Origin of the sequence: Streptomyces eurythermus (assembly GCF_014649115.1) — a bacterium.
Taxonomy (GTDB): Bacteria; Actinomycetota; Actinomycetes; order Streptomycetales; family Streptomycetaceae; genus Streptomyces; species Streptomyces eurythermus.
On sequence record NZ_BMSK01000035.1, the window covers coordinates 1 to 22,888 of the forward strand.

Below are 22,888 nucleotides of genomic sequence, written 5' to 3' on the forward strand. Positions count from 1 at the left end.
CGGCGTCAACGCCAAGAGCAACGCCGTCTACAACATGGTCAAGGACTTCAAGTCCCGCGGCGTACCGATCGACTGCGTCGGCTTCCAGTCCCACTTCAACAGCGACTCCCCGGTCCCCTCCGACTACCAGGCCAACCTCCAGCGCTTCGCCGACCTCGGCGTCGACGTCCAGATCACCGAACTCGACATCGAAGGCTCCGGCACCGCACAGGCCAACAGTTACACCAACGTCGTCAAGGCCTGCCTCGCGGTCACCCGCTGCACCGGCATCACCGTCTGGGGCATCACCGACACATACTCCTGGCGTGCCAGCGGCACCCCGCTGCTCTTCGACTCCAACTACAACAAGAAGCCCGCGTACACCGCCGTCCTGACCACACTCGGCGGCTCCTCCGGCGGCGGCACGCCCACCCCGGGCGGCGCCACCTGCACCGCCACCTACAGCAAGCAGGAGGAGTGGAGCGACCGCTTCAACGGCAAGGTGACCATCACCGCGGGCAGTTCCCCGATCAGCGGCTGGTCCACGACGGTCACCGTCACCTCGCCGCAAAAGATCTCCGCGACCTGGAACGGCACACCCACCTGGGACGGCAGCGGCAACGTCATGACCATGCGCCCCAACGGCAACGGCAGCCTCGCCGCGGGCACGTCGACGAGCTTCGGCTTCACCGTGATGAAGAACGGCAGCTCCACGGCCCCGGTCATCGGGGCGTGCACGGTCTCCTGAGCCGCGCCGGCCTCCCCTCGGCCGTACGACCCCCGTCCGGGTCGTACGGCCGAGCCGCCGCGGAACGCCTCCGCCGTCGAGCGCCGCGGGATCGTCTTCCGCGGCCTGACACCGGCTGTAGGCCATATGGGTGTTCGAGTGGCGATGTTCGACGGGCGGGCTCATCGTGGTCCGTGCCCGGTCCTTGACCGTGGGTTTCACGGCCCACTCCTGGGGCCGGTCGCAGCGTCGTGCGGATCACTACCGAAATCATGGGAACTCGTATGAGCCGAATGGGAACAGCGGGGGCAGCGACACTGGTGAGCCTGGTCGTGCTGGGGCTTTCGGCCCCGACGGCGGCCTTCGCCGAGGCCGGCGGTCCCGAGGCACCGCGCGTCGTCTGCGGAACGGACGGGACCACGGGGCTGGCGGTGTCCGCCGGCAGCGCCGGGGACTGCGGAGCCGCCCTGCGGGTGGCGGGGGCCTACACCAAGGCCGGGCTGCGGGAGGGCGGAGCGGTCACCGTGGTGTCCTCGGACGGCACCGTCTGGCGCTGCCAGGAACAGCAGGGCGACCCGAATCCGTACCAGGAGTGTGTGGACACGACCGACACCGCCCGGCACGTCACGCTGACCTCGTGACACCACTCCGGCTGTCACCCTCCTGAGCGATCGTGCCCCAGTCCCGCCGGGCAGGGCGACCACCCGGCGGCGTCGTACCGCCGACGAGGAACTCGCCGGCGGCTACGCCGACAGGTCCGGCACTCCGCCGCGGACGGCGGCCCGTCGTTCCCCCTGGCGCACCACCCATGACTCGGACAGCAGGACGGCCAGGCCGCCGACCGCGAGCACACCGCCGACGAGCACCGCGCCCCGCACCCCGAGACCGGTGGGCAGCAGCAGGCCGCCGACGAGGGAGCCGCCGGCGATGCCGACGTTGAACACCGACGAGCCGACGGCCGAGGCGATCTCGGTGCTCCCGGGGGCCACGTGGAGAATCCTGCTCTGCAGCGCGGTCGTCATGGCGGACATGGCGAATCCGAGCAGCGCGACCAGGCAGACGGCGGCGACGGACCGGTCGCCCAGCAGGCGCAGCCCGAACATCGTCGCCGTCAGCAGGGCCACGGCCAGCACCATGGTGCCGCGAGGGCGGCGGTCCACACGCGCACCCGCCAGGGCGGTGCCCGCGATCCCGGCGACGCCCGAGCCGAGGAGCAGGGGCGCCACGGCTGACTGGGGGAGGCCGGTCACGTCGGTGAGGAACACGGTGATGTACGTGTAGCCGGTGAAGACACCACAGATGACCAGGGCCGTCGCCGCCATCAGGACCAGGAACCGGCGGCGGCTGGGTTCGGCGCCGGCCGCGCCGTCACCCTCCTCGCCGGCCCCGGACGGCAGGAGGACGGCGACCGCGACGAGGGCGAGGAATCCGAACCCGCTCATCACCACGAACGGGATCCGCCAACCGGTCTGCTGGCCCAGCCACGTTCCGGCCGGGACACCCACCACGGAGGCCAGGGACAGACCGGAGAAGAGCCCGGCGACCACCCGGCCCCGCACCTCGGGAGCGAAGAGGGCGGTGGCGGTCGACGCGATGACCGACCAGAACACCGAGTGGGTGAGCGCCACCGTGACACGGGCGGCGAGCAGCACCCAGTAGCCCGGGGCCGCGGCGGAGACGAGATTCGCCATGACGAACAAGGCCAGCAACGCGCAGAGCAGCGTACGGCGCGGCACACGGCGGACCAGGCGGGTCAACGGCACCGAGGCGACGGCCACCACCATCCCGTATCCGGTCACCAGGCGGCCCGCCGAGGCTCTGGACACCCCCAGATCGTCGGCGATCAGCGGAAGCAGACCGACCGGCAGGGTCTCCACGGTGCTCAGGGAGAACAGCGCCAGCGCCAGCGCGACCACCACGACCACGGCGGTCGAGGTGCGTATGGGCGTTCCCGTTCCGGTGAGGGGCACTGTCACTGCCTTTCCTGTCTGGTTCATCCGGCACTCGGGGAGGCCGGGGAGGGATCCCGGAAACAAGGCCGGGCGGCGTCAATGAATGCATGATCCCGTGGCTCGTGCAAGCGAATTTCTGTAAACACCCCGTAAACGGCGGTGAACTGCCTTGTTTTTGGCCAGAAGCGCGGAATCAGCCGAAACTCTTTCGATCCTTGAGTTGGCGGACGGAGGACGTGTTGGCTGTCTTCCGGATGTCCTCTACGGGGACTCTCCGCACGTCATTCCAAGGAACATGGAGGAGCAATGCCCACTTCCACGGGCGGGGGCAAGCGGGTAGGCGTGGCCTTCCTCGGTTGCGGTTATGCCGCCGACTTCTACGGCCCCACGCTGCCCAACTATCCTGAAATCAGCCTCATAGGCGCCTATGACCCCGAAGGGGAGCGAGCGAAAACTTTCGTCGCTGAGTACGGCGGGCGGTTATTCGGCAGCATGGAGGAGGTGCTCGCCGATCCCGAGGTGCAGATCGTCGTGAACCTCACCCCGACCGCCCAGCACTACACGGTGAACCGGGCCGCCCTGTCGGCCGGAAAGCACGTGTACTGCGAGAAGCCCATGACCACGAACATGGCGGAGGCGAGGGAACTCGCGTCGCTCGCCGCGGAGCGCGGGCTTCTGCTGTGCAGCGCGCCGGCCACGGTGTTCAGCCGGTCGGCGCAGACCCTCATCCGGGCCGTCCACGACGGAGTGGTGGGCACACCGCGGCTCGCCTACGCCTCCCTCGACATGGGACCGCTCGCGTTCATGGCCTACCGCGACTGGCGCAGCAAGCGCGGAGTCCCCTGGCCGTACCGTGAGGAGGTGGCCAACGGCTGCGTGCTGGAACACGCCGGTTACCTCCTCACCTGGCTGACGGCCATGTTCGGCCCCGTGGTGCGCATGTCCGGCCAGACCGTCACCCCCTTCGCGGACCAGTGGGAGGGCGTCGTCGCCGATGTGGCGCCCGAGACCTCGTTCGGCGCGCTGCGCTTCGCCGACGGGACCGCGTGCCGCCTCACGATCGGCTGGGCGGCGCCCGCCGACAAGTCCCTGCTCGTCGTGGGCGACGAGGGCGTGCTGTCCGTCGACGACGTGTGGCAGGCGTCGAGCCCGGTCACGCTGCGCCGCCGGGTACGGACGACCGGCAGGGACACCGGGTACCTGGCCGAGCCCGAGCGGCTTCCCTTCGTCCTGCCCGCGCTGGAGCACGGATACGACGACGAGGCGCACGACCTGACGGTCGGCGCGGGCGTCGCCGACCTCGCCCGGGCGGTGCTGACGGGAGACCAGCCGCTGCTCGGCGCGGAGTTCTCGCTCCACATCCTCGACGTCAGCCTCCGCTTCGCCACGGCCGCGACCGCGGACGAGCACATCGACGTACCGGCCCCCTCCGCGACCCGCCTGTGGGGCGACCGCTACCGGCAGCCCGCGGAGCTCTCCGCCCTGGCCTGACCACACCCACCCGCTCTCGCTTCGACGGCCACCCGCCGGCCGGACAGCACAACGGAGGAAACCGTGTACGGCAAGACCCGAGGAATTCCCGGATCGTCAGGCGTGCACCACGTCGCCTACACCGTTCCAGACCTGGACCAGGCCGTCGCGTTCTTCGTCGACGTGCTCGGCGCGGAACTCGCCTACCGTCTCGGGCCGGTGGAATTCCCGGACAGCGACTGGATGGAGAGATACCTCGGCGTCGACCGGAAGGCGGCGATGGACCTGGCCATGCTCAGGCTCGGCCCGGTGACCAACCTGGAGCTGTTCCAGTACTCCGCTCCCGGCCAGCGAAGGGAGATGCCGCGCAACAGCGACTGGGGCGGCCACCATCTGGCCCTCCACGTCGAGGACATGGACGAGGCGGTGGCCTATCTGCGGGCTCAGCCCGGTGTGCGGATACTGGGCGAGCCGCAGCCCTTGGAGGCCGGGTCGACCAGAGGCGACAGCTGGGTCTATTTCCTCTCTCCCTGGGGGATGCAGCTCGAACTCATCAAAATGCCTCCGGGAATGTCCTACGAGAGGGAGACCACGACCCGCCTCTACCAGCCTGGCGGGCGTTGATCCCCTCCGTCACGAAGCCGCCGGGCGCCGGGATCCGGGTCGCCGGTGATCCGTGGGGAGGCGTGGCGGGCGCGATGACGGCCGGCACCGCCCGCCCGGCGACCTCCCCGCACCGCGGCCCCGGCCCCCGGCGCCCGCGCCCCGGCTCGGCGGGTCTTTCGTCCGTGCCGCTGTAAACATCGGAACCCGCCACCACAGAATGCGCGCGTGGCGGAATTACGGATCTTTCCGCGCGCGGTTCGAAGCACACCGGAATATGATCTTCATATCCCCTCGGCATTGTCTGTGAAGATCCTTCGAGCCTGTTGTCGATGACATGCGGGCGTAGTGCGAGAATACCGGGCATTTACGTTCACGAAACTTTCCTTTGGGGTGGCCGGAACGCGCCTTGATGCCCGAACTGTCCGTGCCCCAAGGTTGATTCGTCTACGAGCATCAGGAGCCACAAGCGTTGCTTGCCCCGGCCGGCCGGCCGCCGACGGGGAACTGGCGGGGGAAATCGATGCGTGTGCACGCCCAGCGTTGACCGGCCGGTTACGTGAGGTCGTCCGCGCGCCGGAACGGACCCTTTCTCTTTGCCGCCTGCCTCTTGGTGCCATTGCCCGGTGCCCGAGACAGGGGCAGGAGGGGGAAAGCCGATGAGCTCGGTGAGCGCCGCCAGGCCGACCTATCCCGGCGTCTACGTCGAAGAGCTTCCCAGCAGCACCCGCACCATCTCGACCCTGACCACGTCGGTGACCGCGTTCGTCGGCCACACCCGGCGCGGTCCGCTCAACGAGCCGGTGCGCGTCACCAGCTTCGCGGAATACGAGCGCCGCTTCGGCGGCCTCAGCGCGCGCAGCGCGGTCGGCTACGCGGTCCACCAGTTCTTCGGCAACGGCGGCACCGTCGCCGTCGTCGTCCGTGTCGCCAAGGCCCGCAGCGGAAAGGCCGCCCGCGTCACCCTGAAGTCCACCGAGGGACACAGCGACAGCGACGTCCTGGAGGTGCACGCCAAGGAGCCCGGCGTATGGGGCAACGGCCTGCGCCTGGCCGTCGACCACGACACCCCCCACCCCGACGACACCTTCAACCTGAGCGTCCACGACGCCCGGGGCCAGGCCCGCGAGAGCTTCACCGGGCTGTCCATGGACCCGGCCAGCGGTCGCCACGCCCCCACCGTCGTCAACGCCGGCTCCCGGCTGATCCGCGTCCACGCGGTCGGCGAGGGCCGCCCCGACCCCTCCGGCACCGTCTCCAAGCCGTTCGGCCACCGCCTGCCCGACCTCGCCGTCGACCTGACCGTCAAGATCGGCGAGGTGCAGCGCGAGTTCACCCTCTACGACCCCGACTGCGACGGCGAGGCGCCGTGCTCCGTCGCCGAGCTGGCGCTGCTGCTCGAACGCAAGCTGCGCGCCCTGCCCGACGCCCCCGGCAAGCACGCCTTCGCCGGCACCGAGGTCACCGTCCTCGGCCGCCGCCTCCAGGTCGTCGCCGGCTCCGCCGACCCCGAGGACGTCGTCCGCTTCGTCGGCGAATGCGCCAACGATCTCGGCCTGGAGGCGTCCGTCAACCCGCCCGTCTTCCCACTGACCGGCGGTGAGGACGGCAAGGCGCCCGGCCCGGGCGACCTGATCGGCTCCGAGGCCGCCAAGACCGGCATCCAGGCGCTCCGCCAGGTGGCCGACGTCAACCTCCTCGTGCTGCCCGAACTCGCCTCGTACGAGAAGACCGAGGACATCCTCACCGTCGTCTCGGCCGCCCAGCGACTGTGCGCCGAGCGACGGATCTTCCTGCTGGTCGACGCCCCCTCCACCTGGGGCAGCGCCGACACGGCACGCGCCGGCGCCGCCGCCTTCGACGCGGTCCGCGGCAACCACGCCGCCCTGTACTTCCCGCACCTCCGGCTCACCGACCCGCTCACCGGACGGCTGCGCGCCTTCCCGCCCTCCGGCGCGGTCGCCGGCGTCATCGCGCGCACCGACGCCGAGCGCGGCGTGTGGAAGGCCCCGGCCGGCACCGAGGCACGGCTGGCCGGGGTGCACTCCCTCACCGTCGACCTCACCGACCGGGAGACCGGTCTGCTCAACCCGCTCGGCGTCAACTGCCTGCGCTCGTTCCCGCTGACCGGCCCGACCGTCTGGGGCGCCCGCACCCTGGAGGGAACCGACGCGCTGGACGGCGAGTGGAAGTACGTGCCCGTACGACGGCTCGCCCTGCACGTCGAGGAGAGCCTCCGACGCGGCCTGCAATGGGTGGTGTTCGAGCCCAACGACGAGAACCTGTGGCAGCAGGTCCGGCTCGCCGCCTCCTCGTACCTGCACACCCTCTTCCGGCAGGGCGCGTTCAAGGGCGGCACCCCGCGCGAGGCCTACTTCGTCAAGTGCGACAGCGACACCACCACCGACGAGGACATCGCGAACGGCGTCGTGAACGTCCTGGTCGGCATCGCACCGGTCCGCCCCGCCGAGTTCGTGATCGTGAAGATCCAGCAGACGTCCGGCCAGTTCGAGCTGTAGTCCCGCGGGAATTCCGGAGAGCCGAAGGAATCCGATGGCAGAGTTCACCGTCAACGCCCATCGTTTCGACCCCTACAAGAACTTCAAGTTCCTGGTCCTGTGGGACGGTCGTACGGTCGCCGGCATCAGCAAGATCAGCCCGCTCAAGCGCACCACCGAGGTCGTCAAGCACCGTCACGGCGGCGACCCCAGCTCCCCGCGCAAGTCGCCGGGACGCTCCGAGTTCGACGGCATCACCCTGGAGCGGGGTGTCACCCACGACCCCGAGTTCGACCGCTGGGCCAACAAGGTCTGGCAGGTCGGGGCGGGCCTCGGCTCGGAGGTCTCCCTGGCCGACTTCCGCAAGGACATCGTCATCCAGGTCCTCAACGAGGCCGGGCAGGTCGCCGTCTCGCACAAGCTGTACCGGACCTGGCCCAGCGAGTACCAGGTCCTCGGCGAACTCGACGCCAACGCCAACGCGGTGGCCATCCAGTCGCTGAAACTCGAATGCGAGGGCTGGGAACGGGACTACGAGGTGCCCGAACCCGAGGAACCCTCCTTCGTGAACCCGGCCTGACGCAAGGCGCGGTGAGACGAGAGGATGCGGGGGGAACGGATGGCGGACACCGGGGCATCCGCGCTGCTGGCCACCTGGGAGGCGGGCCTCGCCGAGGCGCCCGCCGGGCGCGCCCTGCTGCTGCACGGCACGGCACGCCCGGACCTCGACGCCACGGCGCTGCCCGCCGTACCGCTCGGCGAGCGCGAGGGCGACCTGCTCGCCCTGCGCCGTGCCCTGTTCGGGGAGCGGATGCAGGTGCGGCTGGACTGCCGCGCGTGCGGCGCGGACATGGAGTTCGACCTGGACGCCGGGGAGTTCGCCCGGTCCCTGGGCCGGCCCGCGCGGCAGGTCGTGCGGCTGACGGAGGACGGCTGGGACGTCGCCTTCCGGCTGCCCGCCGCGGCCGACCTCACGGCCGCCGCCCGCGCCGCCGACCCGCGCACCGCGCTGCTCGCACGCTGCCTGGTCTCGGCGGCCCACGACGGGGCGCCCCGCACCGCCGGCTTCCTCCCGCCGCCGCTACAGCGGCGGATCGCCGAGGCCGTCGAGGCCGCCGACCCCGGCGCCGACATCACGCTCAACGTCGGCTGCCCCGAGTGCGGCACCACCACCCGGGCCGAACTCGACATCGCCTCCTACCTGTGGACCGAACTCGACTCCTGGGCGAGGGACACACTCCTCGATGTCCATCTGCTGGCCACCGCCTACGGCTGGAGCGAGCCGGAGATCCTGGCCCTGAGCCCGCTGCGCCGCCGTTACTACCTGGAGCTGTGTGCGGATGTCTGACTCCTCCGTGACCGACCCCGCCGGGGCGCCCGACTTCCTCGACCGGCTGATCGCCCGGCACACCGCCACCGCACCGGACACGGTCCGGGTACGGCCGCGGCTGCCCGGCCCGTTCGAACGCGTCGAGGCCGTCCGGCCCCGCACCCCGGAGCCGGACCCCGCAGACACCGTGTGGCCGGCCACCCCCTCCTCGGCCGCGCCCGGGCGGGACGACCCCCGGCCCACCACCGAGATCCACCACCACACGGAACACCGACGGACCGTCGTCCGCACCGAACCTGCCCGCACGGGAACCGAGCCGGGCCGGGCAACCGCGGCCGCCCGGCCCGAGACGCGGCTGCTGCGCCCCGCCGGCCCCCTGACGACCGGACCCCGCCCGGCACCCCGCACCACCGCGCGCGGCACCGGACGACCGGACCCGCAGACGGACGCGGACCGGACCGTGGCATCCGCCCCCGCCCCCCTCGGGACGGGCGCCGCTCCCGCCGCCGTCGTGCCCATGGCGGCGCGCCCCGGCGCGGCGGACACGACGGCGGCCCGAACGGCGGCACGGCGGTCCGCCGGGCGTCGCGCCGGCCGGACGCCCGAGCAGGTCGTGCGGGTACAGATCGGCCGGCTCGAGGTGACGGCCGCCCAGCCGTCCGCCCGCACCGGTCCCCGGCCGGGCACCCGCCCCGCCGAACGGCCCCGCACGACCCTCAGCCTCGCCGACTACCTGGCCCGGGAGCGCGAGTGAGCACCGGCCGGGGCAGGGAGCGGCCGACAGCGGACCAGGGGACATCGGTGGACAAAGGAGTGCCGGTGAGCGGTGTCGCCGGTGAACCCCGGGACGCGAGGGAGTCGTACGACGACAGGGACGGGGAACGGACGTCATGAGCAACGCACTCGCCATCGCCCATGTCAGCCAGGCCCTCGCCCTGCTGATCGAGTCCCACCTCCAGCCGGAGATCGACATGGCCGTCAAGGTGGAGCCGCGCAAGCCGCCCACCGAACCGCCGGCCGAACCCACCATCTCCGTCTTCCTCTACCAGGTCACCCCCAACTCCTCGCGACGCAACGACGACCTGCCCACCCGCGCACCCGACGGCACGCTCACGCGCCGGGCGCGGGCGGCGCTCGACCTCAACTACGTGATCAGCGCGTACGGCGACGAGACCGAACTCGTCGGGCAACGGCTGCTCGGCTCGGTCGTGCGCACCCTGCACGAGATCCCGGTCCTGCCCAAGGACATCATCGAACTCGCGGGAGAAAAGCCCTACTTGGCGGGCAGCGACCTCGCGGAGGCGGCGCAGCGCGTGCGGTTCACACCGAACGTGATGGACGTCGACGAGACCTCCAAGCTGTGGGGGATGCTCTACCAGACCCCCTACGCCCTCTCCGTCGTCTACCAGGCATCCCTGATCTTCATCGACGGCCAGGAGACCCCGGTGCCGGCCAAGCCGGTCGAGCGGACGGAGGTACGCGTGCTGCCGTACGGCGCGCCGGGGGCGCCGGTGCCGCCCGGGACGGGGACGGGTGGCGGTCCCGGGGAGGACCGGGCAGGAGCGGCGGACACCCGGCCGGCGAACGGGGACCGGACCGCGACGCAGGGCGCCGCCGCGCCGGCGAAGACGGCCGAGACCGGGGCGAAAAGCCCGGCGAAGGCCGTCGCCAAGGCCCCCGCCAAGGCCCCTCCCAAGGCCGTCGCCAAGACGTCCACGCGCGCCCGCAAGGGCACGTCTGGAGCGGCCAAGGCGGCGCGGCCGCCCGCGCGCGGGACGAACCGCGACGCGGACGGCACCGAGCACACCGACCACGACTGATCCGGCACGGACGACCCGACGGGGGCAGGTGAACACATGGGAGACGACAAGGAGCCGACGACGGGCGGCGGCACCACGCTGACCGCCGGGATCAGGCGTGTCCTGGCCCGCGTAGACGCCCACGCCGCCCGCACCGGCCAGGGCCACTCCACCGAGGAACAGGACGGCCCCGGCACCACCCTCACCCCCGAGCCCGCCCCGGCCCCCGAGCCGGCCCCGACTTCCGCCCTCGCCACCCCGCTCGACGCCCTCGTTGCCCTCTTCGGACTCACCCCCTTCGAACGCGACCTGGTCCTGCTCACCGCCGCCGACGAACTCGACCCCACCACCGGCGCACGGTGCGCCGCGGCCGCGGGCGACCCCCGGCGCGCGTACCCCACCTTCTCCCTCGCCCTGGCCGCCCTCGGCGAACCGCACTGGAGCGCCCTCACCCCCGTGGCACCGCTGCGCCGCTGGCGGATCGTGGAACTGGACGACGAGACCCGGCTGACCGTCTCCCGGATCCGGCTGGACGAACGCGTCCTGCACTTCCTGCTCGACTCGCCCTACCTCGACGCCCGGCTGCACGGCAGACTCCGCCGCACCACCCCACCGGCCACGCTCCCGCCGTCGTACGACCTGGCCGCGAACCGGCTCGCCGAGGGCTGGCGGGACGACGGCCGAGGCCCCGACGCGCCACCCGTGGTCGAGGTGACCGGCGGCGACCCGCGCGGCCGCGCCGAGCTCGCGGCCACCGCGGCCGCCCGCTGCGGGCTGGGGCTGTACGCGATGAGCGCCGAGGACCTGCCGGCCGACCCCGCCGAGCGTGACCGGCTGGCCCGGCTGTGGCAGCGCGAGGCCATCCTGCTGCCCGCCGCCCTGCTGGTGGAGGCCGGCGACCTGGACCGCGAACAGTGCGCGGCCACCGAGGCGTTCCTCGCCGGGGCCGCCGTCCCCGTCGTCGTCTCCAGCCAGGACCCGCTGCCCGCCGGGCGTCCGCCCGGCACCCGCGTGGCCGTGCCGCGCCTGGGCGACGACGAACAACTCGCCCTCTGGGCCGACGCTTTCACAGGCGTGGCCGATCTGGCCGACGGCGAACTGCGCTCCCTGGTCGCCCAGTTCCAGCTGCCACCGCACGTGATCCGCTCCACCGCGGCCGCCGTGGGCCGCCGGCTGCCGTACGAGGACGAGGCGGACGCCGCCGGACTCGCCTGGCGCGCCGGACTGGAGGAGGCCCGCGTCGGCATGGACGAACTCGGCCGCCGGACAGAACCCCGGGCCGGCTGGCACGACCTCGTGCTGCACGACCGTCAGACCGCTGTGCTCCGTGAGATCGTCGCGCATGTGCGCCGGCGGCCGACCGTGCTGCAGGAATGGGGATTCGCCGCCACCCTGCGCCGGGGGCTCGGTGTCACCGCGCTGTTCGCGGGCGGCTCCGGCACGGGCAAGACACTCGCCGCCGAGGTCATCGCCAACGAACTCGGCCTGGACCTGTTCGTCGTGGACCTCTCCCAGGTGGTGAGCAAGTACATCGGCGAGACCGAGAAGAACCTGCGCCGCGTCTTCGACGCAGCCGAACGCGGCGGCGCCCTGCTGCTGTTCGACGAGGCCGACGCCCTGTTCGGCAAGCGCAGCGAGGTCAAGGACAGCCACGACCGGTACGCCAACCTGGAGGTCAGCTACCTGCTGATGCGGATGGAGGCATACCGGGGCCTCGCCATCCTCACCACCAACATGAAGCAGGCCCTCGACACGGCCTTCTTGCGCCGCATCCGCTTCGTGGTCGACTTCCCCTTCCCCGCCGAGCACGAGCGCGCCGAGATCTGGCGCCGCGTGCTGCCGCCGCAGGCCCCGCTCAAGGACATCGACCCGGACCTGCTGGCCCGGCTCACCGTCGCGGGGGGCTCCATCCGCAACATCGCCCTGTCCGGGGCGTTCCTCGCCGCCGAGGAGGGCGACCGGCTGCAGATGCGGCACATGCTCGCCGCCGCCCGCACCGAATACCTCAAGCTGGAGCGCTCACTGACCCCCGCGGAGGTGCGCGGATGGGTGTGAACCGGCGGCCCTCGGCGATCCGCGTGGAGATCGGCGAACTGGTCCTCGACGGCTTCCACGCCGACCCGGCCCGCGTCTCGGCCGCCTTCGAACGCGAACTCGCCCGCCTCGTACGGCAGCACGGCGTGCCGCTGGCGGCGAACGGCGCCGTGACCGTGGCGGCGCTCACCGGCCTGCCCCCGCTGCCTGCCGGACTGTCGGCCCGCCGCCTCGGCCAGGAGCTGGCCCGCGCGGTCCACGAAGGGCTCAGCGGCCACGGGGAGGTGACCCCATGACCGCCAGGGCCCAGGACGCGGCCGCCCGGGAGACGGCCGAACAGCGTCGCCGCAAACGCCGGGAACGCGCCGCCAAGTCCCGCACGCCCGAACCGAAGAACATCGTCAGCGGCGCCGGACAGCCCCTCGACCCCGGCCTGCGCAGGGAGTTGGAGGAACAGCTCGGCCACGACCTCAGCCGCGTCCGCCTGCACACCGACCGTGACGCCGGCCGTCTCACCGAGCTGCTCGGCGCCGACGCCGTGGCCGTCGGCCAGGACATCCTCTTCCGCGCGGGCGCCTTCCGGCCCGGCACCGACGACGGCCGCCGCCTCCTCGCCCACGAACTGCTGCACTCCGTCCAGAACCCGCACGGCCTGGGCGCCTTGCGGGCCGGTCGCGAACCGGGCGCCGTCAGTCTGCCCCAGCAGTCCATCGAACGCGAGGCCGAGTCCGCCGCCCAGGACCTCGTACGCCCCCCGACCGGGCCATCCGCGCCCCAGGTCACCGAGAACCAGTCCACACCCGGCTGGCTGCGCTACGCCACCGTGCACGCCGACCGCGGCCGGGCCGAGGCCATGGACCCCGCGACCCTGCTCGACCGGCTCGCCAACTCGGTCGTACGGTCCCTGCGGGGCGACCCGGAGGACCTGTCCGGGCGCACCCGCAAGCAACTGGCCCGCCTGCCCGAGGAGTTGCTCGACGGCGTTCTGGTCCGCCTGGAGAACCGTCTGCTGGCCCCGGAGCACGACCGGGTGCTCGACCTCGTCGAGGAGACCGGGGCGTACGACGACCACGCCCAGGACCTGGAGGTCAACGCGCACGACGCGCCCGGGATCGAACCGGACGTCGCCGAACAGGTGCGTACCGAGCGGGAGAAGGCCCTTCGGGCAGAAGAACAGCGGCGCGCCGAGGCGGAACGGCCGGACATCGCACCAGGGCCGGAGAAGGAACGGGCCGACGACCAGGGCGCGGCCGGCAGCACCCCCCAGAACGGCGGCACGCCCGAGCACGGGAGCACGCCGCAGGGCGGGGACGCGCCGCACGGGAGGCGGAAGCAGACGCCGCCCGGGCCACGTGGACCGGCGCAGGGTCAGGCACCGGCGGGCACGACGGCGTCCACTGACGTACAGGCGCAGGCCGCGCCGCCCGCCGCCTCCGGAGCGGCACCGGGCGGTGGACGGCGAAGTGACACGGAGACGACGTCCGCGGCGGAGCGGGAAGAGAGCGGGAAGGCTGGCGCGGACGGTCGGGAACAGACCGAGGAGACGCGGACTCCCGCCGCGAGCAAGGAGGAGTCCGCGGCGCGGAACCGCCCGGGTGCGGCCGAGGCCGCCGTCGCCGGACAGCAGCTGCGGCAGCAGGACAAGGGCGGGCAGAAGCAGCCCACCGGCTCGCCGGCGGTTCCGGGCACGGACCCCCGGCTCCCGGGGCCGTTCAGCACCCTTGAGGGCAGACGCGACCAGGACATCGACGGCCCGGAGGAGAACACCGACGAAGACCCCTTCGGCTCCGGCAGCGAGTCCGAGGTCGACGTCGGGGGCGGGGAGCCGAGCGCCTGGGACGTCAAACTCCGGCCCGAGGACTTCCTGCCGGCGCAGGACCTCGACGTGTCCGCCGTACCGACGGCGGACACCCTCGACCCCGGCGCGTCCGCGTCGTCGTCGGTCCCGTCCTTCCCCGCCCCGCCGCCCACCAGGGCGGACCAGGTACAGGCCGAGCGCGACGCGGAGGACGCGGAGGAGGAACAGGACGGCCCGGAGGAGGAGACGGCCGTGCCCGGCCCGGCGGACGAGTCCGGACCGTCCGCGCGGGAGACCGAGGGCGGTCCGGACGGCGCGGGACCGTCCGGACCCGCGCTGGAACAGGCCACCGCGGCCCCGCCCGCCCCCGGGACCCGTGACCCCAAGAGCGGTGACGACCCCAAGGCGGGCCCGGTCGCCGCGCAGACCACGGTGCAGCAGGCGCCGGGCCGGGCCGACGGGGCCTCCGAGGGCGGCGGAGCGGCGGGGGAGACGGCCGCGAAGGAGGAGAAGGGCACCGCCGCCGCGGGCGACAAGGGGACCGGCGGCCAGGAGAAGGAGTCCCCGAAGGCGACCGGCGGCCAGTCGGCGCAGAAGGACGCCGAGACCGAGGATGCGGGCGCGGGCGCCGGTTCGACCGGGACCGCCGGACCGCGGACAGCGGGCGCGCAGGGCGCCGGGTCCCCGGACTCCGTGCCGGCCGCGCCCGCCGGGCCCACGGCGCCGGGCACGCCGTCCGGAGCCCCCGCGGCGCACGCGCACGGGGCGGGCGAGACACCGGCCCCCGAGCCCCGTACGGCACCGAGGTCCCGCGCGGCGACGGCGGCGCCGCGGCCCGCGCCCACCGCGAAGGCCGCGCCGGCGCCGGCGAGGACGGCCACGGAATCGCCCGCCGAGCCGGAGTCCGCGCCGAGGCCGGAACCGGAGCCGGAGGCGGCCGGAGGGGGAGGCTCCCGGGGCGGTGGCGGTGGCGGTGGCGGTGGCGGTGGCGGTGGCGGTGGCGGTGGGGGTGGCGGTGGGGGCGCGGGTGCCGTCCCGGCCCGGCCCAAGGGCAAGAAGGACAGCGCGCCGGTGCCCGACCTCTCCGGGGCGTCCCCCGAGGCGGGCCTGGCGACGGCCTCGAAACTCAAGCCGCACAAGGCACTTCAGGCCATGGGCGGGGTCGGCGGCGCGGTGGACCGCTCGGTCGGCGACGAGCACCAGGCCCTGGCCGCCGCGCCGCCCTCGATGCAGCGCCCGGCAGGCGCCCCGCAGACCCTGCGGGGCAAGCCGAGGACGGACGCCCCGGCGGAGTACTCTGAGGACAAGCCCCAGGAAGCCCAGGCGCCGGAGCAGAAGGACGCCGAGGTCACCGGAGCCCGGAAACCCGAGGGTCAGATCGAGGCGGAGAAGGCCGAGGAGCCCGGCGGGTGGGACACCTTCAAGATGGCCCTCGGCTTCGTCGGCGCCAAGATCGTGAACGGTGTCGCGAGTCTCTTCGGCGCCGACAAGCCGGTGGTGGATCCGCAGGCGCTGGCCGCTAAGTTCGCGGGGCTGCCGACCAAGGACGAGGCCCTCAAGCAGGCCCGGGCGGGCGACGCGCCGGGTGTCGGCATGACCGGCGCGGCCGAGCGGTCCGCCGGCGAGCAGGACGGCCATGTCGACGCCAAGGGCCAACAGACGATCGGCACCGCCCGGGACGACGCCGGCCGGCGGATGGGCGAGGACCAGGTCTACCCGGACGCGCCCAAGGAGACGATGACCGCCGAGGTCCCCGGCGCACGGGGCGGTCGGGGCGCGGCGGCCGCCGGCGGCGGGGCGACCGGCGCCGTACCCCCGGAGGCGGCCTCCGAGGTGGCGGAGCACGAGCGGGGCCCGCAGTTCCAGGCGGCGTTCACCGAGGGCGCCAAGAGCATGTCCGAGGGCCGGCAGGCCAAGGACCGCGACGTCCGCGACGCCCAGGACAGGCACCGGCAGAGGGTCGACGCCGAGATCGCGGCGAACACCAAGGCGCAGGCCGCCGAGCGCGAGAAGGCCATGGGCGACGTCACCGCCCAGCGGGAGGACTGGCGCAAGGAGCAGGACGAGCAGCTCGAGTCCCTGGGCGACAAGAAGAGCGAGCGGCACGACAAGGTCCGAAAGGACGTCGCGGACAAGGAGAAGAAGACCGACGACGACGTCGACCACGAGAAGAAGGACAGCGACAAGAAGATCCAGGACGAGAGCGACAAGGCCGAACGCGAAGCGGACCAGAAGCGCGACGGCGCCGTCCAGGAGTCCGGCAACTGGGTCAGCAAGGCCTTCGACTGGATCAAGCAGAAGGTCATCGAGATCAAGAACGCGATCGTCCGGGTCATCCGGGCGGCCCGCGACGCGGTCGTCGGCTTCATCAAGAACTTCAAGGACACGGTCGAGCGCTGGATCAACGAGGCCCGCAAGAACATCGTCGACGCGATCAAGAACCTCATCAAGGATCTGATCGAGTTCGCGGTGGCGATGGTGCGGGCGGTGATCGAACTTGCCGCGAGGATCCGCAAGTTCGTCACCGACCTGATCTCGGCGGCGATCGCCCTGGTCAACCGGCTCGCCCAGGCGCTGAAGCAGGCGGTCTCCGACCTCCTCGACGCCATCGGCAAGCTGCTCAGCAGCCTCCTGGACAACCTGAGGAAGGCGCTCCAGGCGGCGGTGAAGGCGGTCGTCGAGGCGGTGAAGTCCGTCCTGGAGTTCGCCACGAAGCTCCTGAACGCGCTCGGCGCCTGGATGATGATCGCGGTCGACTTCCTCTCCGACCCGGGCGGCTGGCTCGGCGGCGCGAAGAACTCCGCGGTGGACGGCGCGAAGAACCACCTCTTCCGCGAGGTGTCCACGGCCGTCAAGGCATGGTTCCAGGAGAAGATCCAGGAGATCATCGGCGTCCCGAAGGCGATCATCGACAAGCTCGTCAAGGGTGGCTTCTCCCTCGACCGGATCGTCAAGGAGGCGTGGGACGCGGTAGTTCCGCAACTCCCGTTGATCATCGGCGAGTTGGTGATCACCAAGGTCGTCGCGAAGCTCATTCCCGGCGCCGGCTGGGTGATGGCGGTCATCGACGCGATCCGCACCGCCTGGGGTGCCCTCAGCGCCATCCTCAGCTCCCTCGACGCGGTCCTCACCTGGCTCAAGGCCGTCCGTACGGGCGGCGCCGGCATCCTCTTCGCCAAGGCCGTCGCCGCGGGCGTGGTCGCCCTCCTGGAGGTCCTCTACCAGGCCCTCCTCAGCGGGATCGGCAAGTACGTCGCCAAGGTGGGCCGCCGCCTGCGGGGCGTCGCGGCGAAACTCACCAACGACAAGCCGGGCAAGCCGGGGGACCGGGGGCGCGCGGGAGCGGAGGACCCGGGGGGCCGGGGCCCGAAGAAGCCGAAGGACCGACAGCCTCCCGCCCGAAAGCCCGACTCGGACGCCAGGACACCCGGTGCCCCCAAGACCCCTCGGCCCAAGGACGACCATCCCGAGAAGCCCACCGCCAAGGACAGGAACGGCCACCCCAAGGACCCCACCGAAAAGCCGGACACCAGGCCCACCCCGTCCACGAAGCCGAAACCCGCGCCGGAGCCGCGCCCGAGGCCGAAGAACGAGCCGGAACCGGCGGGCAGGCCGGAGTCCGAGAAGGATGCCGCTGCCTCGAGGGACCGGGACAAGGACTCCAGGCTCAAGGGCGGCGGCAATGCCCCGAAGCAGCCCGAGGGCGAGGGCACGGAGCCGAACAGGACCAGGGACGACGACCCGAAGAAACCCAAGGAGAAGGACGCCCAGCCGAGGCCCGAAGCCGGCAAGGACGGCGACCGGCCCGGACGCCCGAAAGACCGGGACGGTGACGGCGGGAAGCCGAGAGAGAAGCACAACAAGGGCAGCGACCGTGAAAAGTCGAAGCCGAAGCAGGAGAAGAAGGGTCCGCGTAAATCATCGGCCGAAAAAGAGCGGGACAGGCCGAAGGGCAAGGATCCGCACAAGGAGAAGCAGGAGAAGAAGGACCGCAGTAAAAAGGAAGAGAATTCCAAGGATTCGAAGGACGCACGCCTCGACAAAATTGTGGCGAAAATCCGGCCCAGCCTCCATGGGATGCTCACCAGAGGCGTCGACGGTTCGATTCACAAGGCCACACTGACCTCGATGCGCCTCTGGTACAGGCTCACCTCGCTGGCCGTTCAGGGGGCAGATGAATTCGAGGACGAGGCGCTTCTCAACCCGCGTCGACTCGTCGTGCGCGGGCGGGCGATCGACTCGGAACCCATTCTTCGATACGTGCGGGATCTGGAGCGGGAGGTTCTCGCCAGGGCGGGGGAGCCGGAGCAGGTCAAGGGGACCGAGCTGAACGGTAGGACGGACCAGGGGCCATCGGGTTCGGACAGAAGGCACCTCGACATTCCGACGAATCTCGACATCGCTCGTGTCATCGCTTTGCAGAAGCGGGAACGTACCCTCACCCAGATCTGGAACTGGGGCGCATCGCAGATTCACCGCACGAGACTGGGCGGATGGTATCTGCGAAAGTTCCGGAACGGGCAGACTCTGGCCGAGGAAGGAGAGGGTACGACCACCTACGCGGACATCGCGAAGAGGATCTATGCGGCCGGCGCCGAGGGGGAGGCCAGTGAGGCACTCGCAAGCGCTCCCGGAGTGGGCCGGACGCTGGGGTCGTCTTCGATAGCCGATGACATCGCGCTGCACAACTCGCTATCCTATTTGGTCGAGCGTGACCGAAATCCGGGGAACATGGTAATTGCCGCCATGCAGGCCGACCTTTTCGCGCAGGCTCGACGCATGAGTCATGACGAGCGGGGCAAGTGGTTCCGCTATGTGTTCGGTCTGAACTCGATGTCGCCGCAGGGCGCCCCGAAGGGAGGCACCCTGCTCAAGAGGAAGAAGTACCTCAAGGATATCGGAGTCATCGAGAAGGAGGTCGCGGAATACACTCGGAAGGCCATGAACAGGGGGATCGATGAGAACCTGCTGTCCGATCCTCATCTGATCCGTGCTGAACTCGACAGGCAGATCCAGGACGAGATTTCCAAGCTTCCCGAGGAACAGCGGGAAAACAAGAAGGAGCAGCGGGGGGCGAGGAACAGAGTCGAGAAGAGGAACAGGGATCTCGTAAAGCTGGAGAACCTTCATCATGGGAATTTGCTCGCCGAGCGTGAAATCAGGCTGATCGAGGAGTGGGTCAAGGTGCAGGCGCGCGACCTGGACACCTCGGATTCGGTGAGTGAAGAGCGCCTTCGGGAGGAGCTGAAGGCTAAGATAAGGGAGCGCTTCGAGCAACGTTTCCCCTATATCAGGCGATCGTCTTGACGGAAGGTAATCAAGTGGTGGCGCGTCATCCAGTCACGCATCGATCCCGACGGTATCTGCTGCGGGATCCTGATGGCGATGAAATGGTGGTCCGACTCGCCGGTTCCCAGGGCTGGGAAAAGGTAGTCGATATTCCGGCCAAGCGATTTGGGTCGGAGCCCGGGCGAGTGAGCTGGGAGATGTCTCCGGGTATCTTTCTTACGTGCGTCAGGGATCGTAAGCTGCACACCTCGTATCTTCTGGTCACCAGTCGGATGACTGGTGGGCTGGATTCTTATGAAACATGGATCACTGCTAGCGGGCTGTCATTCTGTACCGATGCGGACCTTATTCGTGCGGTTGAGGGAAGTGATAATCCCAAGGAGAAGTGCCGGGCGCTTGTCCGCGCCGGTATCGGCGCACCATTGAACCCGGACAATCGATACTCCCGAGCGTTCATCGAATCGGTGAATGATGCCTCACCGGATGTCCGGAAATCCGCGATCACGGCCATCGGGTACACCGAATGGCCGCCCTTCCAAGAGCTCTTGGACGCCATCTCCCAGCAGGATCCGGACGGCAGTGTGAGAAGTCTGGCCAAGCGTATGTCCGTAGCGTTCGACGAGGCGGAGGTGGGTGACGAATGACCCGCTACCCCGACATCCCCAAACCCATCCGCTCCGGCCTCGTCGTGGTCGACCCCGACCACGGCACGCCGCAACGCGTCATCGTTCTCCAGTTCAACCCCGACACCCTGGAACGCAGCATCGCGCCCCAGTCCGCCGGGGACAGCGGGGACGCCGGTGGTGGGGGGACCGGCAGTGGGGACCGGAACGAGGCGTTGCGGCTGAAGGGGCCCGCACAGGAGACGTGGAAGTTCACCGCCGAGATCGACGCCACCGATCAGCTGGAGATCGCCGCGCCGGACGGGATCCATCCCCAGCTCGCCGTGCTGGAGATGCTGGTGCAGCCGACCACCGCGCAATTACGCGCCGCGACCAGGCTGACGCAGAAGGGCAGTATCGAGATCAGCCCGATCGAGATGCCGTTGACACTGTTCACCTGGGGGAGCAAGCGCGTGATGCCGGTGCGGCTCACCGAACTGTCCGTCAACGAGTCGGCGTTCGACGTGCACCTCAACCCGATCCGGGCCTCGCTGAGCATCGGGATGAAGATCCTGACCGTCAGCGATCTGCCCGCCGGACACAGGGGCGCGGATCTGTACATGGCCCACCTGGCGCAGAAGGAGCGGCTCGCGGCCGCCGCGCGCGGCGGTGGCCTCGGCGCACCGGGCCTCGGCGGCGCCGGCCTCGTGACCGGAAGGGGATGAGGGACACAATGGCGGAGACCGAGCCGTACGAGAGCGCGCTGGACTCGATCCCGGGCGCCCACCCCTACCCGCGCACCAGCCGGTACCACGACGCCGAGATCGGCGTTCACCGGCGCGCCGACGGCACCGAAGTCCGGTACACCAAGCGGCGGTTGCTGCCGCCGCTGGACGAGGAGACCGAACCGCACACCGTCGGCGCCGGCGAGCGGCCCGACCTCCTCGGGCAGCGGTTCCTCGGCGACCCCGGCCAGTGGTGGCGGATCGCCGACGCCAACCCCGTCCTGGACCCGAGGGAGCTGACGGACGAGCCGGGACGGGTCATCGGCATTCCGCTCGCCGGCGGGTTCCCACGGGGGGAGCGGCGTGTCTGAACAGCCCGTGGGGCACGGCCCCGTCCACATCCAGCTCCTCATGGGACCCAAGCTCGCCCGCCCGGTCCCCCTGGAGGTCGCCGAGGCGCTGCTGTCCGCGCAGATCACCACCACGGCGGGGGAGCGAAGCGGGTTCCAGTTCGCCTTCGACCTCACGAAGAACGGGCTCCTCGGCAGACGGCTGCTGCCCGAGGGCTTCTTCGACCCCAAGACCCGCGTCATCCTCACCGTCAGCGTCCGCGGCACCCCGGAAGTGCTCTTCGACGGGCTGATCGTCCGCCAGGAGGTCGGCGCCAGCAACCTCCCCGGCCACTCCACCCTGACCGTCACCGGTGAGGACCTGACGCTCCTGATGGACCTGGAGGAGCGCACCGCGCGCTACCCCAACCTGCCGCCGTCCCAGCGGGTACTGGCGATCCTGCGCCGGTACTCCGACTACGGCATCCGCCCCGACGTCTACCAGGAGAAGATCGCCCAGCCCCCGCACCAGGACCTCCGCGTCCACTACCAGACCGGCACCGACCTGCAGTACGTCACCGAACTGGCCCGCGCCAACGGCTACACCTTCTACCTGGAGCCCGGCCCGAACCCCGGCTATTCCTCGGCCCGCTGGGGCCCCGAGGCACGGATCGGACTGCGCCAGCACGCCCTCAACGTCAACATGGACGCCCTGTCCACCGTGGACCAGCTGACCTTCGCCTACGACGGCACCGCCCGCGAGGAGCCCCAGGCGCGCTGGCAGGACCCCGGCACCCGCCAGTCCACCCTGCTGCCCCAGCCGCCGGTCAGCCCCCTGCGCCCGCCGCTCGGCCGCCGGCCCACCCCCGCGCTCAAACGCAAGACCCTCTCCGGCACCGCCAAACAGCAGCGCGAGCAGGCCGAGGCCGAACTCCTCGCCCGCGCCGCCGTCTCCGCCGACGTCATCTCCGGCTCCGGCTCGCTCGACGTCAGCCGGCACGGCTACCTCCTCCAGCCACGCCGGCTCGTCGGCGTCCGCGGTGCCGGACGGGCGTACGACGGCGACTACTTCGTCAAGTCCGTCACCCACAATCTCCGCCCGGGCTCCTTCCAGCAGAACTTCACCCTCTCCCGGGAGGGCCTGGAAGCGCGCGGCGACACCGTCCGGCCGTGACCCACCCGACCCACCGACGAGGAGAGCACCCCGACCATGGCGGCACCCAGCAATCGCTACCTCGGCAAGTTCCGCGGCCGGGTGGTCAGCAACGACGACCCGTTGCGGCTCGGCAGGATCACGGCCGAGGTCCCGGACGTCCTCGGCGACGAGCCGTCCACCTGGGCGCTGCCCTGCCTGCCGTTCACCGGGCCCGGGTCCGGACAGTTCGTGGTGCCGCCGCCCGGCGCCGGAGTCTGGGTGGAGTTCGAACAGGGGGACCCCAGCTTCCCGGTGTGGACCGGATGCTGGTACGGCGACGCGAGCGAACTGCCGCCCGACGCCCGGCGTGAACTGCGGGCGAACGCGGCGAGCAAACCCGTCGTCGTACAGACCCCGGGCGACCACAAGATCGTCCTCAACGACACGGCCGGGGCCGAACAGGGAATCCTCCTTCAGGCCCAGGGCGGCGCCTACATCCGCATCACCAAGGAAGCCGTGGTCATCGCCACCGGCGCGGGCGCCGAGATCACCTTGCGCGGCCGCGAAGTCACCATCAACCAGGGGCAGTTGACCGCCCAGTCCCAGCGATAGACAAAC

Annotated in this window: 18 protein-coding genes; 17 read left to right on the top strand and 1 reads right to left on the bottom strand. The window is 71.2% G+C overall.

What is annotated here, in order from left to right:
• Positions 1-727 (top strand): endo-1,4-beta-xylanase (locus IE251_RS38880; RefSeq protein WP_189757667.1); only part of this gene is annotated, 727 nt, incomplete at its 5' end.
• 272 nt (positions 728-999) lie between these two features.
• Positions 1,000-1,347, top strand: a complete 348-nt coding sequence (locus IE251_RS38885) for a hypothetical protein (protein ID WP_189757668.1) — start codon at positions 1,000-1,002, stop codon at positions 1,345-1,347.
• A gap of 102 nt (positions 1,348-1,449) precedes the next feature.
• On the opposite strand, the gene IE251_RS38890 is transcribed toward IE251_RS38885, so the two are convergent.
• Positions 1,450-2,682, bottom strand: a complete 1,233-nt coding sequence (locus IE251_RS38890) for an MFS transporter (RefSeq protein ID WP_189757669.1) — start codon at positions 2,680-2,682, stop codon at positions 1,450-1,452.
• A 282-nt stretch (positions 2,683-2,964) separates the two neighbouring features.
• Here IE251_RS38890 and IE251_RS38895 point away from each other — a divergent pair, with 282 nt between their 5' ends.
• The 15 genes from IE251_RS38895 (at position 2,965) to IE251_RS38965 (ending at position 22,882) form a co-directional block, all read left to right on the top strand.
• A complete protein-coding gene (locus tag IE251_RS38895; RefSeq protein ID WP_189757670.1) occupies positions 2,965-4,149 on the top strand; it encodes a Gfo/Idh/MocA family protein in 1,185 nt (394 codons plus the stop codon).
• Between the two features lie 63 nt (positions 4,150-4,212).
• Complete coding sequence (locus tag IE251_RS38900; RefSeq protein ID WP_189757671.1) at positions 4,213-4,752, top strand: VOC family protein; 540 nt, start codon at positions 4,213-4,215, stop codon at positions 4,750-4,752.
• Positions 4,753-5,390: 638 nt separating this feature from the next.
• Complete coding sequence (locus tag IE251_RS38905; RefSeq protein ID WP_189757672.1) at positions 5,391-7,250, top strand: phage tail sheath family protein; 1,860 nt, start codon at positions 5,391-5,393, stop codon at positions 7,248-7,250.
• Positions 7,251-7,284: 34 nt separating this feature from the next.
• Complete coding sequence (locus tag IE251_RS38910) at positions 7,285-7,809, top strand: phage tail protein (RefSeq protein WP_189757673.1); 525 nt, start codon at positions 7,285-7,287, stop codon at positions 7,807-7,809.
• 39 nt (positions 7,810-7,848) lie between these two features.
• Positions 7,849-8,577, top strand: coding sequence for a T4 family baseplate hub assembly chaperone (locus IE251_RS38915; RefSeq protein ID WP_189757674.1), 729 nt, complete (start codon positions 7,849-7,851; stop codon positions 8,575-8,577).
• Positions 8,570-9,313, top strand: a complete 744-nt coding sequence (locus IE251_RS38920; protein ID WP_189757675.1) for a hypothetical protein — start codon at positions 8,570-8,572, stop codon at positions 9,311-9,313. Before IE251_RS38915 ends, IE251_RS38920 begins: the two co-directional genes overlap by 8 nt.
• Before the next feature lie 136 nt (positions 9,314-9,449).
• Complete coding sequence (locus IE251_RS38925) at positions 9,450-10,379, top strand: Pvc16 family protein (RefSeq protein WP_189757676.1); 930 nt, start codon at positions 9,450-9,452, stop codon at positions 10,377-10,379.
• A gap of 36 nt (positions 10,380-10,415) precedes the next feature.
• Complete coding sequence (locus IE251_RS38930; protein ID WP_189757677.1) at positions 10,416-12,413, top strand: ATP-binding protein; 1,998 nt, start codon at positions 10,416-10,418, stop codon at positions 12,411-12,413.
• Positions 12,404-12,688, top strand: a complete 285-nt coding sequence (locus IE251_RS38935; RefSeq protein ID WP_189757678.1) for a hypothetical protein — start codon at positions 12,404-12,406, stop codon at positions 12,686-12,688. Before IE251_RS38930 ends, IE251_RS38935 begins: the two co-directional genes overlap by 10 nt.
• A complete protein-coding gene (locus tag IE251_RS38940; RefSeq protein WP_189757679.1) occupies positions 12,685-19,497 on the top strand; it encodes an eCIS core domain-containing protein in 6,813 nt (2,270 codons plus the stop codon). The genes IE251_RS38935 and IE251_RS38940 overlap by 4 nt, the downstream gene beginning before the upstream one ends.
• 17 nt (positions 19,498-19,514) lie before the next feature.
• Complete coding sequence (locus IE251_RS38945) at positions 19,515-20,123, top strand: hypothetical protein (RefSeq protein WP_189757680.1); 609 nt, start codon at positions 19,515-19,517, stop codon at positions 20,121-20,123.
• A complete protein-coding gene (locus tag IE251_RS38950) occupies positions 20,120-20,806 on the top strand; it encodes a hypothetical protein (protein ID WP_189757681.1) in 687 nt (228 codons plus the stop codon). Before IE251_RS38945 ends, IE251_RS38950 begins: the two co-directional genes overlap by 4 nt.
• Positions 20,807-20,814: 8 nt before the next feature.
• A complete protein-coding gene (locus tag IE251_RS38955) occupies positions 20,815-21,177 on the top strand; it encodes a LysM peptidoglycan-binding domain-containing protein (RefSeq protein WP_189757682.1) in 363 nt (120 codons plus the stop codon).
• Positions 21,170-22,309 (top strand): hypothetical protein, encoded by a 1,140-nt coding sequence (locus IE251_RS38960; RefSeq protein ID WP_189757683.1) that lies wholly within the window; start codon positions 21,170-21,172, stop codon positions 22,307-22,309. Before IE251_RS38955 ends, IE251_RS38960 begins: the two co-directional genes overlap by 8 nt.
• A 36-nt stretch (positions 22,310-22,345) precedes the next feature.
• A complete protein-coding gene (locus IE251_RS38965; RefSeq protein WP_189757684.1) occupies positions 22,346-22,882 on the top strand; it encodes a phage baseplate assembly protein V in 537 nt (178 codons plus the stop codon).
• Positions 22,883-22,888 lie beyond the last annotated feature (6 nt).

What these genes read in the sequence shown, in the direction of transcription:
- IE251_RS38925 (WP_189757676.1), top strand. Translation starts at nt 9,450, where the DNA reads ATGAGCAACGCACTCGCCATCGCCCATGTCAGCCAGGCCCTCGCCCTG.
- IE251_RS38915 (WP_189757674.1), top strand. Translation starts at nt 7,849, where the DNA reads ATGGCGGACACCGGGGCATCCGCGCTGCTGGCCACCTGGGAGGCGGGC.
- IE251_RS38935 (WP_189757678.1), top strand. Translation starts at nt 12,404, where the DNA reads ATGGGTGTGAACCGGCGGCCCTCGGCGATCCGCGTGGAGATCGGCGAA.
- IE251_RS38940 (WP_189757679.1), top strand. Translation starts at nt 12,685, where the DNA reads ATGACCGCCAGGGCCCAGGACGCGGCCGCCCGGGAGACGGCCGAACAG.
- IE251_RS38885 (WP_189757668.1), top strand. Translation starts at nt 1,000, where the DNA reads ATGGGAACAGCGGGGGCAGCGACACTGGTGAGCCTGGTCGTGCTGGGG.
- IE251_RS38965 (WP_189757684.1), top strand. Translation starts at nt 22,346, where the DNA reads ATGGCGGCACCCAGCAATCGCTACCTCGGCAAGTTCCGCGGCCGGGTG.
- IE251_RS38905 (WP_189757672.1), top strand. Translation starts at nt 5,391, where the DNA reads ATGAGCTCGGTGAGCGCCGCCAGGCCGACCTATCCCGGCGTCTACGTC.
- IE251_RS38895 (WP_189757670.1), top strand. Translation starts at nt 2,965, where the DNA reads ATGCCCACTTCCACGGGCGGGGGCAAGCGGGTAGGCGTGGCCTTCCTC.
- IE251_RS38930 (WP_189757677.1), top strand. Translation starts at nt 10,416, where the DNA reads ATGGGAGACGACAAGGAGCCGACGACGGGCGGCGGCACCACGCTGACC.
- IE251_RS38950 (WP_189757681.1), top strand. Translation starts at nt 20,120, where the DNA reads ATGACCCGCTACCCCGACATCCCCAAACCCATCCGCTCCGGCCTCGTC.
- IE251_RS38955 (WP_189757682.1), top strand. Translation starts at nt 20,815, where the DNA reads ATGGCGGAGACCGAGCCGTACGAGAGCGCGCTGGACTCGATCCCGGGC.
- IE251_RS38920 (WP_189757675.1), top strand. Translation starts at nt 8,570, where the DNA reads ATGTCTGACTCCTCCGTGACCGACCCCGCCGGGGCGCCCGACTTCCTC.
- IE251_RS38910 (WP_189757673.1), top strand. Translation starts at nt 7,285, where the DNA reads ATGGCAGAGTTCACCGTCAACGCCCATCGTTTCGACCCCTACAAGAAC.